Here is a 15,713-nt window from a genome sequence, read left to right on the forward strand (position 1 = left end):
CTCCCTTACTTCTTCTTCGGCAGGCCGGGCAGGCTAGGAAAACCACCGCCAAGGCCGGGAAGCTTGGGGCCGCCGAGACCCGGCAGGCCACCCATTCCACCGCCCATGCCACCAAGCCCGGGCATGCTGCCGGGACGGCCGAGGCCAGCCGCCTCCGCCTGCTTCTGCAGGGCTTCCAGCTGCTTCGGATCGAGGCTGGAAAGATCGGGCATGCCGCCCATTCCGCCCATGCCGCCGAGGCCCATCTTGCCGGCAAGGCCACCCATCATCTGCTTCATCATGCCGCCCTTGCCCTTAGCCCCCATGGCTTTCATCATGTCGGCCATCTGGCGGTGCATCTTCAGGAGCTTGTTGATAGCGGCGGAATCGGTACCGGAGCCGGCGGCGATGCGCTTCTTGCGGGAATGCTTGAGGATATCCGGATTGGCGCGCTCGGCCTTGGTCATCGACTGGATGATGGCGATCTGGCGGCCAAACAGCTTGTCGTCGAGGCCGGCGGCGGCCATCTTGTCCTTCATGCCCGACATGCCGGGCATCATTCCCATGATGCCGCCCATGCCGCCCATCTTCTGCATCTGGCGCAGCTGGTCGGCGAGGTCGTTGAGGTCAAACTTGCCCTTGGCCATCTTGGCGGCCATGGCAGACGCCTTCTCGGCGTCGATATTCTCGGCGGCACGCTCGACGAGCGAGACGATGTCGCCCATGCCGAGAATGCGGTCGGCGATGCGGCGCGGATGGAACTCTTCCAGCTCGCCCATTTTTTCGCCGGTACCGATCAGCTTGATCGGCTTGCCGGTGACGGCGCGCATCGAAAGGGCCGCACCGCCACGGCCGTCGCCGTCCATGCGGGTCAGCACAAGACCGGTGATGCCGACGCGCTCGTCGAAATTCCGGGCAAGATTGACCGCGTCCTGGCCGGTCAGGCTATCGGCGACCAGCAGGATTTCGTGCGGGTTGGACTTGCGCTTGATCTCGGCCATCTCGACCATCAGCGGCTCGTCGATATGGGTGCGACCGGCGGTGTCGAGGATGACGACATCGTGGCCGCCAAGGCGGGCAGCCTGCACCGCGCGGGCGGCAATGTCTGTCGGTGACTGGCCGGCAATGATCGGCAGCACGTCGATGGAGGCCTGCACGCCGAGCTGGCGCAACTGCTCCTGGGCGGCCGGGCGCCGCGTATCGAGCGATGCCATCAGCACCTTCTTGCGGTCCCGTGTCGTCAGACGGTGGGCAATCTTGGCCGATGTCGTGGTCTTGCCCGAGCCCTGCAGGCCGACCATCATGATGACGACGGGGGCCGGCGCATTCAAATCGACGCCGACGCTGTCGGCACCGAGCATCTCGATCAGCTCGTCATGAACGATCTTGACGACCATCTGGCCGGGCTTGATCGACTTCAGGACTTCGGCGCCGATGGCCTTTTCACGGACGCGATCGGTAAAGCCACGCACGACGTCGAGCGCCACGTCGGCTTCGAGAAGAGCACGGCGAACCTCGCGCAGCGCTGCGGAAACATCGGCTTCCGACAAAGCGCCACGGCCGGTCAGTCCATTCAGAATGGAGCCAAGTCGGTCCTGGAGGTTTTCAAACATCAGCTCTTCCTTCTCGCTTCCGGTTTTTTGACCGCATATCGCCTCAGGGCATCGCGCGGCGTCGGCCGGAAACTTTGTTCTTTTCCTTGACGAAAACAAGACGCAAAGCCAAAAAGCACCCGAGGGCGCATCGCGCTGTCGGGTGTTGACCTCCGGGATCCAATTCCCTTGCGGGGTCCCGGTCGGCGGCTAGGAGGCTTGAGCTCGTCGCAGATGGGCGCGGTAAACAGCAATTGGGCGGGAAAGTCAAGATCGGCGAGGAAATTGCCCCGTCGCGAGTGCGGGATGGGTAATTCCGGGGGGCTGTGCTTGTTTTGGGAAAGCCCAGCCCTTGGGGTTCGTCGTCCTCCGGCGGTGGCTTGCGTTTGGATCCTCGGGTCAAGCCCGAGGATGAGGAACCCCGTGGGTGGGGTTGCCGTTTGAAGGTGGTGCGTGTGGACGGTATGGGGCGGTGGTGCTGGGTGGTTGGTGCGGGCTTGTCGACAGGCTTTAGCGGATGACCGTCATTCTGAAGTTGGCGCCTCAAACGCAGCCCTTGCATCGACAAAGCCAAGCCCCCACAATTCGTCATCCTCGGGCTCGACCCGAGGACCACCATGTTCACCACAGCTCGTAATACAGGTCCCTCCAATCCGGGTTGGTTTTTTCGATCAGATCGATCTTCCATTGGCGATACCAGCGCTTGAGGGACTTTTCGCGCTGGATGGCGTCCTGGATGTTGAAGTGCTCTTCGTACCAGGCCAGTTGCCGGCAGCCGTATGTGGCGGTGAAGCCGGGGGTGAGGGCTTCGCGGTGTTCGTGGATGCGGCGTGCGAGGTCCGAGGTCACTCCGATGTAGAGGGTGCCGTGCTTGTGGTTCGTGACGATGTAGGTGTAGCCGGTCATAGGCTCAATGTGCTCGCTTAGGTTGCTATTGGTCAAGCTTGGCGAGGTAGGCGGCCTGTCTTGAGCCGAGACTGGTAATTCGCGGCCATTTCCGCCATATACAGGCTCCAACAATGGAACGTCTGATGGGTGACACGGTCGAATTTGCGCGGATGAACGGGCTTGGCAACAAGATCCTGGTCGTCGACATGCGCGGTCGCAAGGACAAGGTGACGCCGGCGGCAGCGATTGCGCTGAATGCCGATCCGGCCACGCAGTTCGACCAGATCATGGCCATCCACGACCCGAAGGCCCAGGGCACCGACGCCTGGATCGATATCCTCAACTGCGATGGCACCAAGGCGCAGGCCTGCGGCAACGGTACGCGCTGCGTCGTGCAGGCGCTGTCGTCGGAGACCGGCCGCAAGGTTTTCACCTTCCAGACCGTCGCCGGCGTCCTCAATGCAGTCGAGCACGACGACGGGACGATTTCGGTCGACATGGGCAAGCCGGTGTTCGAATGGGGCAGGATCCCGCTGTCGGAAGAGTTCTTCGACACCAGCCGTATCGAACTGCAGATAGGCCCGATCGACGCGCCGATCCTGCATTCGCCTGCCGTGATGTCGATGGGTAATCCGCACGCGATCTTCTGGGTCGAGCGCGACGTGATGTCTTACGATCTCGCCCGTTTCGGACCGATGCTCGAAAACCATCCGATGTTTCCCGAAAAGGCCAATATCACACTGGCGCAGGTGACCTCGCCGTCGTCTATGATCACCCGCACCTGGGAGCGCGGCGCCGGGCTGACGCTTGCCTGCGGATCTGCCGCCTGTGCCGCCGGCGTCAGTGCTGCGCGCACCGGCCGCACCGGTCGCACCGTCGAGATCGACGTTGCCAGCAGCGTGCCGCGCGGCAAGCTTCAGATCGAATGGCGCGACGACGATCACGTCGTCATGACGGGTCCGGCCGAATGGGAGTGGTCGGGCAGGGTTGATCCGGCGACGGGCGTGTTTTCGCGCGACGAACACTCCGAAGTGGCGTCGGTGCGGTGAGCGGCGTGCAGGTCATTACCTTCGGCTGCAGGCTCAATACCTACGAATCCGAAGTGATGCGAGGCGAGGCTGAGAAGGCCGGGCTGAACAATGCCATCCTCGTCAACACCTGCGCGGTGACGGGCGAGGCAGTTCGCCAGGCGCGCCAGGCGATCCGGCGGGCGCGACGCGACAATCCGCATGCCCGCATCATCGTTTCAGGTTGTGCTGCCCAGACCGAGAAGCAGACCTTTGCCGAGATGCCCGAGGTCGACATGGTGCTCGGCAACGAAGAAAAGCTGGCCCAAACCTCTTACCGGGCATTGCCTGATTTCGGCGTTTCGGCGGAAGAAAAGCTGCGCGTCAACGACATCATGAGCGTCCGCCACACGGCGCCGCAGATGGTCAAACACATCGACGGGCATGTCCGCGCCTTCATCCAGGTGCAGAACGGCTGCGACCACCGCTGCACTTTCTGCATCATCCCCTACGGACGGGGCAATTCCCGCTCGGTGCCGATGGGATCAGTTGTCGAGCAGGCACGCCAGCTTGTGGCGTCAGGCTATGTCGAGATCGTGCTGACGGGCGTCGATGCCACCAGCTATGGCGGCGACCTGCCGGGCCGGCCGACGCTGGGGATGCTGGCCAAGACCCTTTTGCGCCAAGTGCCCGAAATCCGCCGGCTGCGGCTGTCGTCGATCGACAGCATCGAGGCCGACCGGCACCTGATCGACCTGATCGCCGACGAGCCGCGCTTCATGCCGCATCTGCACCTGTCTCTGCAGCATGGCGACGACATGATCCTGAAGCGGATGAAGCGCCGCCATTCGCGTGCCGAGGCGCTCGCCTTCTGCGCCGAGGTCCGGCGGCTGCGGCCGGGTATCAGCCTCGGCGCCGACATGATCGCCGGCTTCCCGACCGAGACAGAAGCGATGTTCGAGAATGCGGTGAGTATGGCGGAAGAAGCCGGGATCGCCCATCTGCATGTGTTTCCTTATAGTCCGCGGCCGGAGACGCCGGCAGCGCGCATGCCACAGCTCGACCGGGCCGTCGTCAAGGAGCGGGCAGCCCGGCTGCGTGCCACTGGTCTTCGGCTGCAGCAATCCCATCTGGATGGCATGGTCGGCACGATGCAATGGCTGCTTGTCGAAAACAACGGTATGGCGCATACGGAAAACTTCACGCTTGTCGCGGCTCCTGGCCTTGCGCCTCGTGCGCTAGTCCCGGCCGTCATCACCGGCCACGACGGCAAGCGCCTCGATATACAACTTGACGCCGCAAACGCGGCCTGACTGACGGAATTTTCATGGCGATCGGTTTCATCAAAAAAGTCTTCACCTTCCGCCACGACCAGCCGGGCTTCAACGAGGTTCCGGCCGAGTTGCTGCCGGACGAAGACAAGGGTCTTGCCGCAGAGCTGGAGCCGAAGAGCCGCGAGGAGCATCTGCCCGAGGCTGCCGATCCGGTCTTGCCGGCGGAAATGGAGACAGCCGGTGGGCCTGCGGCCGATGGGATCGTTGGCGATGCCGAGGACGATACGCCGCCGATCCTGCCGGTCGTCACTGCGCTGGACGATCTCGGCGTGACGCCACTGGCGTTGCTCGAAGCCGAGGCTGAGATTCCCGAGGGTGGGGCGACACCCCCCTCTGTCCCTGTGGGACATCTCCCCCACAAGGGGGGAGATCAGAAGGAGAGTGGCGCGGCTCCGACGACAATCCTCGACAGCCTGGCTGATTTCACATCCGAGGCCGTTCCGGCGCCAATCTCCCCCCTCGTGGGGGAGATGTCGGCGAAGCTGACAGAGGGGGGCGCTCTGGCGCCGCAGCCAACCATCCCGTCCCCTCCCATTCTCCCCAAGGGCTTTTCCACCGGTCCCGCCATTGTCGCGCCCGTCCCCGAAGCCCCGAAGACCACCTGGTTCCAGCGCCTGCGTGCAGGCCTGTCGCGGACCTCGTCGCAGCTGACCGGCCAGATCACGGCGCTGTTTACCAAGCGCAAGCTCGACGACCAGACGCTGCAGGACCTCGAGGACCTTCTGATCCAGGCCGACCTCGGCGTCGAGACGGCGCTGCGCATCACCGATGCGCTGGCCTCGGAGCGCTACGGCAAGGATGTGTCCGGCGAGGATGTCAGCCGCATCATGGCGGCCGAAATCGTCAAGGTGCTGAAGCCGGTGGCCAAGCCCCTGCAGCTCGACCTCAGCCACAAGCCGCACGTTATCCTCGTGGTCGGCGTCAACGGAACCGGCAAGACCACGACAATCGGCAAGCTGGCGTCCAAACTGTCGGGCTCCGGCCTGAAGGTGATGGTTGCTGCCGGCGATACGTTCCGCGCTGCGGCCATCGAGCAACTGAAGATCTGGGCCGACCGCACGAAGTCGACCTTTGTCGGCACCAAGATCGGTGCCGATGCCTCCGGTCTCGCCTTCGACGCCTTCCAGCAGGCGAAAGCCGATGGCACCGACGTGTTGATCATCGACACTGCCGGCCGGCTGCAGAACAAGAAGGAGCTGATGGACGAGCTCGAAAAGATCGTCCGCGTGCTCGGCAAGCTCGATCCCGAGGCGCCGCACACCGTGCTGCAGACGCTGGATGCGACGACCGGCCAGAATGCGCTCAACCAGGTCGAGATCTTCCGTAATGTCGCCGGCGTTAACGGTCTTATCATGACCAAGCTTGACGGCACCGCCCGCGGCGGCATTCTTGTCGCCATCTCGGCCAAGCATAAGCTGCCGGTCTATTTCATCGGCGTCGGCGAGGGGGTGGACGATCTCGAGCCGTTCGAGGCCGAGGAGTTCGCCCAGGCGATTGCGGGGATCGACGGATAGCAACCGGCGCCATAGATAAGCCATCGACGCCGATCATGGCGCAACGGGATTTTGGACCAGGGTCAGGACGGATAATGACGAGCAGCGAAAGCGACGTAACACCCAGCACGGCGGATCGTCAGAATCCGATGTTGAAGATGGCGCTCGAGATCGGGCCGCTGATGGTGTTCTTCTTTGCCAACCTGCGCGGCCCCTGGCTGGTGGCGCAGTTCCCGGCGCTTTCAGCGCTGGGCGGTCCGCTGTTTGTCGCCACCGGGTTGTTCATGGCCGCAACAATCCTGTCGCTGATCGTCTCGAAATTCGTGCTCGGCCACCTGCCGATCATGCCGTTCGTCTCCGGCATCGTCGTGCTGGTATTCGGCTCGCTGTCGATCTACCTGCAGGACGAGACCTTCATCAAGATGAAGCCGACGATCATCAATGCGCTGTTCGGCTGCGCGTTGCTCGGCGGCCTGCTGTTCGGCAAGTCGCTGCTCGGCTATGTCTTCAACGCCGCCTTCCAGCTCGATGCCGAGGGCTGGCGCAAGCTGAGCGTGCGCTGGGGCGTGTTCTTCCTGTTCCTGGCCGTGCTCAACGAAGTCATCTGGCGGAATTTCTCCGATGATTTCTGGGTCGCCTTCAAGGTCTGGGGGACGATGCCGATCACCATCCTGTTCACGCTTTCGCAGATGCCGCTGATCATGAAGCACACGGTGCAGCCGCCTGCTGCCACGGACGCGGAGAAATGACGGTCGTCGGCGACACGCAGCGCCAGGCGAGCCGTCATACGGCTTGGTTCGTCGCTTGCCTGGCGGTGCTGCTGGTACAGATCGTTGCCGAGCACCTGATGGGGCGGGTTGCCATCTGCACCTGCGGATACGTCAAATTGTTCGAGCCTGCGGTCAATTCCAGCGGCAACTCGCAGCATCTTGCCGACTGGTACACGCCGTCGCACATCATCCACGGCTTCCTGTTTTTTGGCCTGACGCATCTGATCCTGCGGGCAAAACCCCTGTCCATGCGGCTGTTCGTTGCCATGCTGATCGAATCGGGTTGGGAGATCCTCGAAAACTCGCCCATCATCATCGACCGCTACCGGGCGACGACGATCTCGCTCGCCTATGTCGGCGACAGCATCCTGAATTCGGCGATGGATACCGTGTTCATGGCCGTCGGCTTCTTCTTTGCCTGGCGGGCGCCCGTCTGGCTGACGATAGCCATCGCCATCTTCTTCGAACTCCTCACCGGCTGGCTGATCCGCGACAACCTCACCCTGAACGTGCTGATGCTGGTCTGGCCGGTCGACGCAGTCAAGACCTGGCAGGCGGCGCTTTAGGTCTGGCAGGCTGCGCTGTAAAATCTCGTTTTCAAAGGGTTACCCCACGCCCCTCATTCCTGTGACAAGCACAGGGGTGAGGGAGGAAAGGGCGGCGACTGACGCGTTTGGGGTAGCCAGGTGCGAGCGGTCGCCCGCTGCGCGGTGCGGGCAATAGCAAGCGTATGATGCTACGAACCGTGTCCCAGGGCCTTGTCGATTGCCGGGTACAGGCCTTCCTTCAGGCTGAGAGCATCGAACGGGCCGACGCGTTTGTAGACGATGGTGCCGTCAGGTGCGACGAGGTAGGATTCGGGGATTCCGTAGACGCCCCAGTCGATTGCGGCTGCGCCCCTCGGATCGATGCCGATCGCCTTGAACGGATTGCCGAGTTCGCCAAGGAAGCGCAAGGCATTCTCCGGCTGGTCCTTGTAGTTGATGGCAACCACATTCAGCCGCCCGTCTTTCGCCAGTTCCTTCAGCAGCGGATGTTCCTCGCGGCAGGGAATGCACCAGGACGCAAAGACGTTGACCAGCGTCAGCTTGCCCTTGATCGCCGCATCCGTCAGCGCCGGCAGATTGGCGCCATCGAGTGGCGGCAGCGCCAGCGACGGCGCTTTCCGGCCAATCAGGGCCGAGGGAATGGTGGCGATGTCCTTGCCGTGAAAATCCTGGTCGTAGAGCATCTTGCCAGCCGTGCCGGCAATCACCCCGAACACCAACAATGGCAGCAGGGCTGCGGCATAGCGGCCTAGACCGCGCGGCTTTGGCGCCGGGTGCTGATCGGTGCTTTCGGCCATCAGGACGTGGCTTCCTTCTTGCGCTGCGAGCGCCGGCGGATACCGGAGGCTTCCAGCGCCGCCAGTTCGCGGCGACGCAGGCGACCGTCGATCCAGGTCCAGCTGATGAGTGCGATCACGGTCAGTGCGGCAAAGCCGTAGGAGCCATAGACGTAGAAGGCGTGGTCCATCGTCTTAGCCCTCCCGGCTTGCCATGCGGGCGGCAAGGCGGCGCTGGGCGGCTATGCGGCGGCGCCAGATCTCATTGCGGATCGCCATCAGGTGCAGCGTGAAGAATAGCAGCGTAAAGGCCAGCGCCATGACGAACAGCGGCCAGAGAAATTCCGGCGCGATGGTCGGGCCGTCTAGTCGCATGATGCTTTCCGACTGGTGCAGCGTGTTCCACCACTCGACCGAAAACTTGATGATCGGGATGTTGACGAAGCCGACGAGGATCAGCACCGCGCTCACCCGCGCACCGCGCGAGGGATCGTCGATGGCGCGATTGAGCGCGATCAGGCCGAGATACATCAGGAACAGGATGAAGACGGAGGTCAGGCGGGCATCCCAGACCCAGTAGGTGCCCCACATCGGCTTGCCCCAGAGCGAGCCGGTTACCAGCGCCAGCAGGGTGAAGGCGGCGCCGAGCGGGGCCGCGGCCTTGGCGGCAACATCGGCCAGCGGATGGCGCCAGACCAGCGTGCCGATGGCAGCCACGCTCATCACCGTATAGCACATCATCGACAGCCAGGCGGCCGGCACGTGGATGTACATGATCCGCACGGTGTCGCCCTGCTGGTAGTCCGCATCCGTCGAGAAACAGAGGTATATTCCGATGACCGAGAGCATCGCCGTCAGCGCAGCCAGCCAGGGAATGACGCGGCTTGCCAGCGCCAGAAACCGGGTCGGGTTGGCCAGATCGGAAAACCGGCTCAGTGTCGGGCTGACTTCGCTCATCGATTTTCCTTAGCGCGATATTGTGAAGCCTGCAATTCAAAGGCTGCTGGCAAGGCGATCAATCCGGCGTGCTCCTGAGAGCCAGCGCAGCGGCGGCCGGTCCGAGGACCGCGAAGAACAGCGTCAGGGCGATGAGGATCAGGAAGGGCGGCAGGAACGGGGCCGGGCCTTCGACGGCGGCATAGGTGGCGGAAACACCGAAGATCAGCACCGGGATAGCCAGCGGCAGGATCAGGATCGACACCAGCAAGCCGCCGCGCGGCAGGGCAACGGCAACGGCAGCACCGACCGCGCCGATCAGCGTGATGGCCGGCGAGCCGACCAGCAACGTCAGCATGGTGGCGCCGATCGCCGTCTCGCTCATGTTCATGAACAGCCCGAGAAGCGGCGAGGCGATCACCAGCGGCAGCCCCGTGGCTGTCCAGTGGGCCGCGCATTTGACGAGCACGGTCAGCACCAGCGGCGTTTCCTGCATCAACAGCAGATCGAGCGAGCCGTCATCGCGCTCCGCCTGGAACAGCCGGTCGAGGCCGAGCAACGCCGACAGCAGCGCACCGATCCAGACGATAGCCGGCCCGATGCGGGCAAGCAGTTTCAGGTCCGGCCCGACACCGAAGGGGATCACGGCAACGACGGTCAGAAAGAACAGCACCCCGATCAGCGCACCGCCGCCAGAGCGAACGGAAAGCTTGAGGTCGCGAAGAAAGAGAGCGATCATTGTCCGCCTCCGACATGGCGAGGGCAGTTGCAAGCTTCGGAGGGCAAGGCATCCACCTCCCTCATTCCTGTGCTAGTCACAGGAATCCAGTCGCCCAAGTCCTTGGGCGAAAGCCTCTTTGCCGAGCAACAGTGAGTCGTCTCACGGCGCAGACGCGCCGTGGCTGGATTCCTGTGACAAGCACAGGAATGAGGGAAGAGGGGGTTGGGAATGAGGGACATATAGTGGGCCTGCACGTGTGGGAGAGAGGCCGCACGGTCAGAGTGTGGGGTTGGGAGTGGTAGGGGCCAAGCGATCAATCGCATGACTCCTCTCCGGAAGCAGCAAAACCTGTCATCACCGGACCGCATGCGATGCCCAGCCCGATTGGCTTGTGCATTGCGACCAGTGTTTCGGGAGGGCGCTACATCCACCTCCCTCATTCCTGTGCTTGTCACAGGAATCCAGTCGCCCAAGTCCTTGGGCGAAAGCCTCTTTGCCGAGCAACAGTGAGTCGTCTCACGGCGCAGACGCGCCGTGGCTGGATTCCTGTGACAAGCACAGGAATGAGGGAAGAGGGGGTTGGGAATGAGGGAGATATTGTGGGCCTGCCCTTGTAGGGGAGAGGCCGCACGGTCAGGGAGGGCGGTCGGGAGCACCAGAATCCCGGCGATCAATCGCATGAATCCTCGTCGAAGGCCGCAAAACCTGTCATCGCCGGCCCGCATGCGATGCCCAGTCCGATTGGCTTGTGTATTGCGACCAGTGTTTCGGGAGGGCGCTGCATCCACCTCCCTCATTCCTGTGCTTGTCACAGGAATCCAGTCGCCCAAGTCCTTGGGCGAAAGCCTCTTTGCCGAGCAACAGTGAGTCGTCTCACGGCGCAGACGCGCCGTGGCTGGATTCCTGTGACGGGCACAGGAATGAGGGAAGAGGGGAGAGGGTAAGGCAGGGGTACTTGTACGTGTCCGGTGACCCCGCTCTTGTTGTGGAGGTGGCGCGTGAACATCGGGATGGCTTGGCAGCGGCAAACTTGGAACCATCAACCCCATACTCCCTCATCCACACCGACAAATCCGGTCATCGCCAGTTCGCGGGTGTTATCCAGTCCGAGGGGCTGGTGGGTGGCTGCGAGGACAATGCCGCCGCGCTGCTGGTGCTTGGTGATCAGGTCGGCAAACAGGAGGTCGGCGTTGGCGTCGAGGGCTGCCGTGGGTTCGTCGAGGATCCAGACCGGGCGGTGGGCGACGAGCAGCTTGGCGAAGGCCATCCGGCGCTGCTGGCCGGCGGAGAGGTAGCCGAAGGGCAGGTGCAGGATGGCGGCAAGGCCGACGGCCTGGGCTGCTTCCTCCACGGACACCCCGCCGTCAGACCCGAGGAACGTGCGCCAGAAGGACAGGTTCTCGGCGACGGTAAGCTCGTTTTTCATCGCGTTGCGGTGGCCGAAATAGTGGCTGACCTCGCCCACCGGACGCTCCGATTCTCCTGCCCCGTCGACGCAGACGATCCTGCCCTTTTCGGCCGCCAGAAGACCGGCGACAACACGCAGGAGGGTCGATTTTCCGGAGCCGTTCGGGCCGGTTAATATCAGGGCCTCGCCGGCTCGCAAGTGAAAGGAAATGTTAACGAAAATCAGATCTTCGCCCCGCCTGGCAGCCAGGTTTTCGGCACTCAGATGCATTGGCGGAGGCTTTCCCGGTTGGCATGACGCATGTGCAAAAAATTGTCCGATTTTGGGCTTGCCTGCTATGGCAAGTTTTTTGGAAATTATCTATAAGACCTGCAACCACGCCAGCGGTCGGCGTGAACTTCATCCTAGCGCCGAACTTGCGGTTGTCTCAAGGCAACCTCACGTGCGGACAGCGGAAATGGCCGTACCCGCATCCTGATGTGCATTACGTGCATAGGCGTCCACACGACTGTGTTGGCTATCAGAAACGGGGTCTCTCGTGTCTAAATCTCTCGACAGTTTCAATTGCCGCTCCACGCTCAGCGTGAACGGAAAGGATTATGTTTACTACAGCCTGCCCAAGGCTGAGGCAAACGGCCTTTCCGGTATTTCCAAGCTGCCTTATTCCATGAAGGTCGTCCTGGAAAACCTGCTGCGCAACGAAGACGGCCGCTCGGTTGTCAAAAAGGACATCGAAAGCGTTGCCGCCTGGCTCATCGACAAGGGCACCGCTGAAAGCGAAATCGCATACCGTCCGGCCCGCGTGCTGATGCAAGACTTCACCGGCGTTCCCGCCGTGGTCGATCTCGCCGCCATGCGCGATGCCATGGTGGCGCTGGGTGGCGATCCGGAAAAGATCAACCCGCTGGTTCCCGTCGACCTGGTCATCGACCACTCCGTCATCGTCGACGAATTCGGCACGCCGACGGCACTCGCGCGCAACGTCGAACTCGAATACGAGCGCAACGGCGAACGCTATCGCTTCCTCAAATGGGGCCAGCAGGCCTTCAAGAATTTCCGCGTCGTTCCTCCGGGCACGGGTATCTGTCATCAGGTGAACCTCGAATATCTCGGCCAGACTGTCTGGACGAAGGAAGAGGATGGGGAAACGGTGGCTTACCCCGACACCTGCGTCGGTACCGATAGCCACACGACGATGATCAACGGTCTTGGCGTTCTCGGCTGGGGCGTCGGTGGCATCGAAGCCGAAGCTGCCATGCTCGGCCAACCTGTTTCCATGCTCCTGCCCGAAGTCATCGGCTTCAAGCTGACCGGCAAGCTCAAGGAAGGCTGCACCGCGACCGACCTCGTGCTGATGGTCGTGCAGATGCTGCGCAAGAAGGGCGTTGTTTCGAAGTTCGTCGAATTCTTCGGTGCCGGTCTCGACAACATGTCGCTTGCCGACCGTGCCACAATCGGCAACATGGGCCCGGAATACGGTGCGACCTGCGGCTTCTTCCCGGTCGACAGCGAAACCATCAACTATCTCACCATGTCCGGCCGCACCACCGACCGGATCGCGCTCGTCGAAGCCTATTCGAAGGCGCAAGGCATGTGGCGCGACAATGACGGGTCCGAGATTGTCTTCACCGACACGCTGGAACTCGATCTCGGCGACGTCGTGCCTGCCATGGCCGGGCCGAAGCGTCCCGAAGGCCGCGTGCCGCTGGAAAGCATCGCCGCCGGTTTCGCTGCTGCTCTCGAAGCCGACTACAAGAAGCCGGGCCAGATCGACATGCGCTATGCTGTCGAGGGTACGGACTACGACCTCGGCCACGGCGACGTGGCAATTGCCGCGATCACCTCCTGCACCAACACGTCCAATCCGTCGGTGCTGATCGCCGCCGGCCTGCTCGCCCGCAACGCCGTTGCCAAGGGCCTGAAGTCAAAGCCCTGGGTAAAGACATCGCTGGCACCCGGTAGCCAGGTCGTTGCCGAATACCTGTCGAAGTCCGGCCTGCAGACCGATCTCGACACGCTCGGCTTCAATCTCGTCGGCTTCGGCTGCACCACCTGCATTGGCAATTCCGGCCCGCTGCCGGCGCCGGTCTCCAAGACAATCAACGACAAGGGCCTGATTGCAGCCGGCGTTCTTTCCGGCAACCGCAATTTCGAAGGTCGCGTGTCGCCTGATGTGCAGGCGAACTACCTCGCATCGCCGCCGCTGGTCGTCGCCTACGCGCTGGCGGGCTCGGTGCAGATCGACCTGACCAGTGAACCGCTCGGCGAAGACAAGGATGGCAATCCGGTGTTCCTCAAGGACATCTGGCCGACCTCGCACGAAATCCAGGAATTCATCCTGAAATACGTCACCCGCGAACTGTACGAGAGCAAGTATGCTGACGTCTTCAAGGGCGACGTCAACTGGCAGGCCGTGCAGGTTCCTCCGGGCCAGACCTACGCCTGGGACGACAATTCGACCTATGTCCAGAACCCGCCCTACTTCGTCGGCATGGGCAAGAGCGGCTCCGGCATCTCCGATATCAAGGGTGCCCGCGTCCTGGGCCTGTTCGGCGACAAGATCACCACCGACCACATCTCGCCTGCCGGCTCAATCAAGGCAGCGTCGCCAGCCGGCGCCTACCTGCTTGAGCACCATGTCGGCGTTGCCGACTTCAACCAGTACGGCACGCGTCGCGGCAACCACGAAGTGATGATGCGCGGCACCTTCGCCAACATCCGCATCCGCAACCACATGCTCGGCCCGAACGGCAAGGAAGGTGGCTACACCATCCACTACCCGTCCAAGGAAGAGGAATCGATCTACGATGCGGCCATGCAGTACAAGGCCGAAGGCGTGCCGCTGGTGATCTTCGCCGGTGTCGAATATGGCAACGGCTCGTCGCGTGACTGGGCTGCCAAGGGCACCAACCTGCTCGGCGTCAAGGCCGTCATCGCCCAGTCGTTCGAGCGTATCCACCGCTCCAACCTGGTCGGCATGGGCGTCATCCCGTTCGTCTTCGAAGAAGGCACGACCTGGGCCTCGCTGGCACTGAAGGGCGACGAGACCGTCACCATCGAAGGCCTCGAGAACATCAAGCCGCGCGAGAAGAAGACTGCCGTCATCACTTACGGCGACGGCACTGTGAAGAACGTGCCGCTCATCTGCCGCGTCGATACGCTCGATGAGGTTGTCTACCTCAACAACGGCGGCATCCTGCAGACGGTTCTGCGCGATCTCGCTGCCTGATAGACAATGCAGGCCACAGACAGGCGCCGCCGGAGAGAAATCTCCGGCGGCGTTGTTCTTTCACGGTGAAGTGTATCGTTGTCCGCTGTTGCCGCGTTGCCTCACCCGTTCGTGACTTTGCGCGGCTGCTGCGAGCCATTATCTCTTGCTTCAGATTTGTCAGGCTTGATGCAGGCCGAGGATTTTGGCTAACAAGGTCTGAAAGAGGTGTTGCCCCATGTCCCTTCGGTTCCTGATATCCCTGCTGGCCGGTGTCGCGTTGACGGGCGCGGCGCATGCCCAGGACTTGGGCAAGCTGAAGGGCGTCGTCGAGCTCTTCACCTCGCAGGGCTGCGCCTCCTGTCCGCCGGCGGACGCCGCGCTCAAGCAACTGATCGAGCAGGGCAATGTCGTGGCGCTGGCCTATCACGTCGACTACTGGAACTATCTCGGCTGGAACGACACCATGTCGTCGAAGGACAATACCGCCCGGCAATATGCCTATGCGCGGACACTCGGCCGCAGCAGCGTCTACACGCCGCAGGCCGTGCTGAATGGCCGGGATCATCTGAACGGCGCCGATCTCGGGGCTATCAACGTCAAGCTGGATGATCTTTCGCGTGCCGGACAGGGACTGACCGTTCCGGTCAGCGCCGCGATGAAGGGCGACGAACTGGAAATCGACATCGCGGCAGGCATGGGCAAGGCCAACGTGGTAGTTGCCTATTTTGACCGGGAACAGCGCGTCGACGTCACCAAGGGCGAAAATACCGGCCAGCAGATCGCCTACATGCACAGCGTTTCGGACGTCGAGACTGTCGGCATGTGGGAGGGCAAGCCGATGCACCTGACATTGCCTGCGAACGTAATGGACAAGGCCGGCCGCAAGGGGCTTGCCATCATGCTGCAGTCTTCGACGGCCACGGGAGATCCGGCAGCCATCATCGGGGCCACCGTCATGACTATGGGTGCAGACGACTAGCGGCGCCAGATCTTCGCTATCGCAAGTGTCTTCCACGCTGGATGCCCGGTGAAATCTGCACCGGCGCAAAT

At 62.6% G+C, this 15,713-nt stretch carries 14 protein-coding genes; 7 read left to right on the top strand and 7 right to left on the bottom strand.

Annotation, left to right across the window (positions count from 1 at the left end; all coding sequences use genetic code 11):
• Positions 1-5 precede the first annotated feature (5 nt).
• Both ffh and J5278_RS02430 read right to left on the bottom strand, forming a co-directional pair.
• On the bottom strand, positions 6-1,592 hold the full coding sequence (gene ffh / locus J5278_RS02425; protein ID WP_219258300.1) for a signal recognition particle protein: 1,587 nt from the start codon (positions 1,590-1,592) through the stop codon (positions 6-8).
• A gap of 600 nt (positions 1,593-2,192) precedes the next feature.
• A complete protein-coding gene (locus tag J5278_RS02430) occupies positions 2,193-2,477 on the bottom strand; it encodes a GIY-YIG nuclease family protein (RefSeq protein WP_209185300.1) in 285 nt (94 codons plus the stop codon).
• Positions 2,478-2,602: 125 nt separating this feature from the next.
• Between J5278_RS02430 and dapF the strand changes: the two genes are divergently transcribed.
• The 5 genes from dapF (at position 2,603) to J5278_RS02455 (ending at position 7,629) form a co-directional block, all read left to right on the top strand.
• A complete protein-coding gene (gene dapF, locus J5278_RS02435) occupies positions 2,603-3,508 on the top strand; it encodes a diaminopimelate epimerase (protein WP_209185299.1) in 906 nt (301 codons plus the stop codon).
• The gene (gene mtaB, locus J5278_RS02440; protein ID WP_209185298.1) at positions 3,505-4,779 is read left to right on the top strand and encodes a tRNA (N(6)-L-threonylcarbamoyladenosine(37)-C(2))-methylthiotransferase MtaB; all 1,275 of its coding nucleotides are present in this window, start codon (positions 3,505-3,507) and stop codon (positions 4,777-4,779) included. Before dapF ends, mtaB begins: the two co-directional genes overlap by 4 nt.
• Positions 4,780-4,793: 14 nt before the next feature.
• Positions 4,794-6,314, top strand: coding sequence for a signal recognition particle-docking protein FtsY (gene ftsY, locus J5278_RS02445; protein WP_209185297.1), 1,521 nt, complete (start codon positions 4,794-4,796; stop codon positions 6,312-6,314).
• A gap of 74 nt (positions 6,315-6,388) precedes the next feature.
• Positions 6,389-7,042, top strand: coding sequence for a septation protein A (locus tag J5278_RS02450; protein WP_209185296.1), 654 nt, complete (start codon positions 6,389-6,391; stop codon positions 7,040-7,042).
• The gene (locus J5278_RS02455) at positions 7,039-7,629 is read left to right on the top strand and encodes a DUF2585 domain-containing protein (protein ID WP_209185295.1); all 591 of its coding nucleotides are present in this window, start codon (positions 7,039-7,041) and stop codon (positions 7,627-7,629) included. The genes J5278_RS02450 and J5278_RS02455 overlap by 4 nt, the downstream gene beginning before the upstream one ends.
• Before the next feature lie 170 nt (positions 7,630-7,799).
• Here the strand turns inward: J5278_RS02455 and J5278_RS02460 are convergent, their stop codons facing one another.
• From J5278_RS02460 to ccmA, 5 genes are all read right to left on the bottom strand, one after another.
• Complete coding sequence (locus J5278_RS02460) at positions 7,800-8,408, bottom strand: DsbE family thiol:disulfide interchange protein (RefSeq protein WP_209185294.1); 609 nt, start codon at positions 8,406-8,408, stop codon at positions 7,800-7,802.
• Positions 8,408-8,578 (bottom strand): heme exporter protein CcmD, encoded by a 171-nt coding sequence (ccmD, locus tag J5278_RS02465; protein ID WP_209185293.1) that lies wholly within the window; start codon positions 8,576-8,578, stop codon positions 8,408-8,410. The genes J5278_RS02460 and ccmD overlap by 1 nt, the downstream gene beginning before the upstream one ends.
• Before the next feature lie 4 nt (positions 8,579-8,582).
• Positions 8,583-9,344 (bottom strand): heme ABC transporter permease, encoded by a 762-nt coding sequence (locus J5278_RS02470; protein WP_209185292.1) that lies wholly within the window; start codon positions 9,342-9,344, stop codon positions 8,583-8,585.
• Between the two features lie 58 nt (positions 9,345-9,402).
• A complete protein-coding gene (gene ccmB / locus J5278_RS02475; protein WP_111219658.1) occupies positions 9,403-10,062 on the bottom strand; it encodes a heme exporter protein CcmB in 660 nt (219 codons plus the stop codon).
• Positions 10,063-11,083: 1,021 nt separating this feature from the next.
• On the bottom strand, positions 11,084-11,722 hold the full coding sequence (gene ccmA / locus J5278_RS02480; RefSeq protein WP_209185291.1) for a heme ABC exporter ATP-binding protein CcmA: 639 nt from the start codon (positions 11,720-11,722) through the stop codon (positions 11,084-11,086).
• Between the two features lie 268 nt (positions 11,723-11,990).
• On the opposite strand from ccmA, the gene acnA reads away from it, so the two are divergent.
• Entirely contained in the window at positions 11,991-14,681 is a 2,691-nt protein-coding gene (acnA, locus tag J5278_RS02485) for an aconitate hydratase AcnA (protein ID WP_209185290.1), read from the top strand.
• Positions 14,682-14,898: 217 nt separating this feature from the next.
• Positions 14,899-15,642, top strand: a complete 744-nt coding sequence (locus tag J5278_RS02490) for a thioredoxin family protein (RefSeq protein ID WP_209185289.1) — start codon at positions 14,899-14,901, stop codon at positions 15,640-15,642.
• The last annotated feature ends 71 nt before the right edge of the window (positions 15,643-15,713 follow it).

It is taken from the genome of Rhizobium sp. B21/90, from assembly GCF_019355815.1.
In the GTDB taxonomy this organism is placed as follows: Bacteria; Pseudomonadota; Alphaproteobacteria; order Rhizobiales; family Rhizobiaceae; genus Rhizobium; species Rhizobium rhododendri.

What these genes read in the sequence shown, in the direction of transcription:
- J5278_RS02450 (WP_209185296.1), top strand. Translation starts at nt 6,389, where the DNA reads ATGACGAGCAGCGAAAGCGACGTAACACCCAGCACGGCGGATCGTCAG.
- ccmD (WP_209185293.1), bottom strand. Translation starts at nt 8,578, where the DNA reads ATGGACCACGCCTTCTACGTCTATGGCTCCTACGGCTTTGCCGCACTG.
- J5278_RS02460 (WP_209185294.1), bottom strand. Translation starts at nt 8,408, where the DNA reads ATGGCCGAAAGCACCGATCAGCACCCGGCGCCAAAGCCGCGCGGTCTA.
- ffh (WP_219258300.1), bottom strand. Translation starts at nt 1,592, where the DNA reads ATGTTTGAAAACCTCCAGGACCGACTTGGCTCCATTCTGAATGGACTG.
- dapF (WP_209185299.1), top strand. Translation starts at nt 2,603, where the DNA reads ATGGGTGACACGGTCGAATTTGCGCGGATGAACGGGCTTGGCAACAAG.
- ccmB (WP_111219658.1), bottom strand. Translation starts at nt 10,062, where the DNA reads ATGATCGCTCTCTTTCTTCGCGACCTCAAGCTTTCCGTTCGCTCTGGC.
- ftsY (WP_209185297.1), top strand. Translation starts at nt 4,794, where the DNA reads ATGGCGATCGGTTTCATCAAAAAAGTCTTCACCTTCCGCCACGACCAG.
- J5278_RS02470 (WP_209185292.1), bottom strand. Translation starts at nt 9,344, where the DNA reads ATGAGCGAAGTCAGCCCGACACTGAGCCGGTTTTCCGATCTGGCCAAC.
- J5278_RS02430 (WP_209185300.1), bottom strand. Translation starts at nt 2,477, where the DNA reads ATGACCGGCTACACCTACATCGTCACGAACCACAAGCACGGCACCCTC.
- ccmA (WP_209185291.1), bottom strand. Translation starts at nt 11,722, where the DNA reads ATGCATCTGAGTGCCGAAAACCTGGCTGCCAGGCGGGGCGAAGATCTG.
- J5278_RS02455 (WP_209185295.1), top strand. Translation starts at nt 7,039, where the DNA reads ATGACGGTCGTCGGCGACACGCAGCGCCAGGCGAGCCGTCATACGGCT.
- J5278_RS02490 (WP_209185289.1), top strand. Translation starts at nt 14,899, where the DNA reads ATGTCCCTTCGGTTCCTGATATCCCTGCTGGCCGGTGTCGCGTTGACG.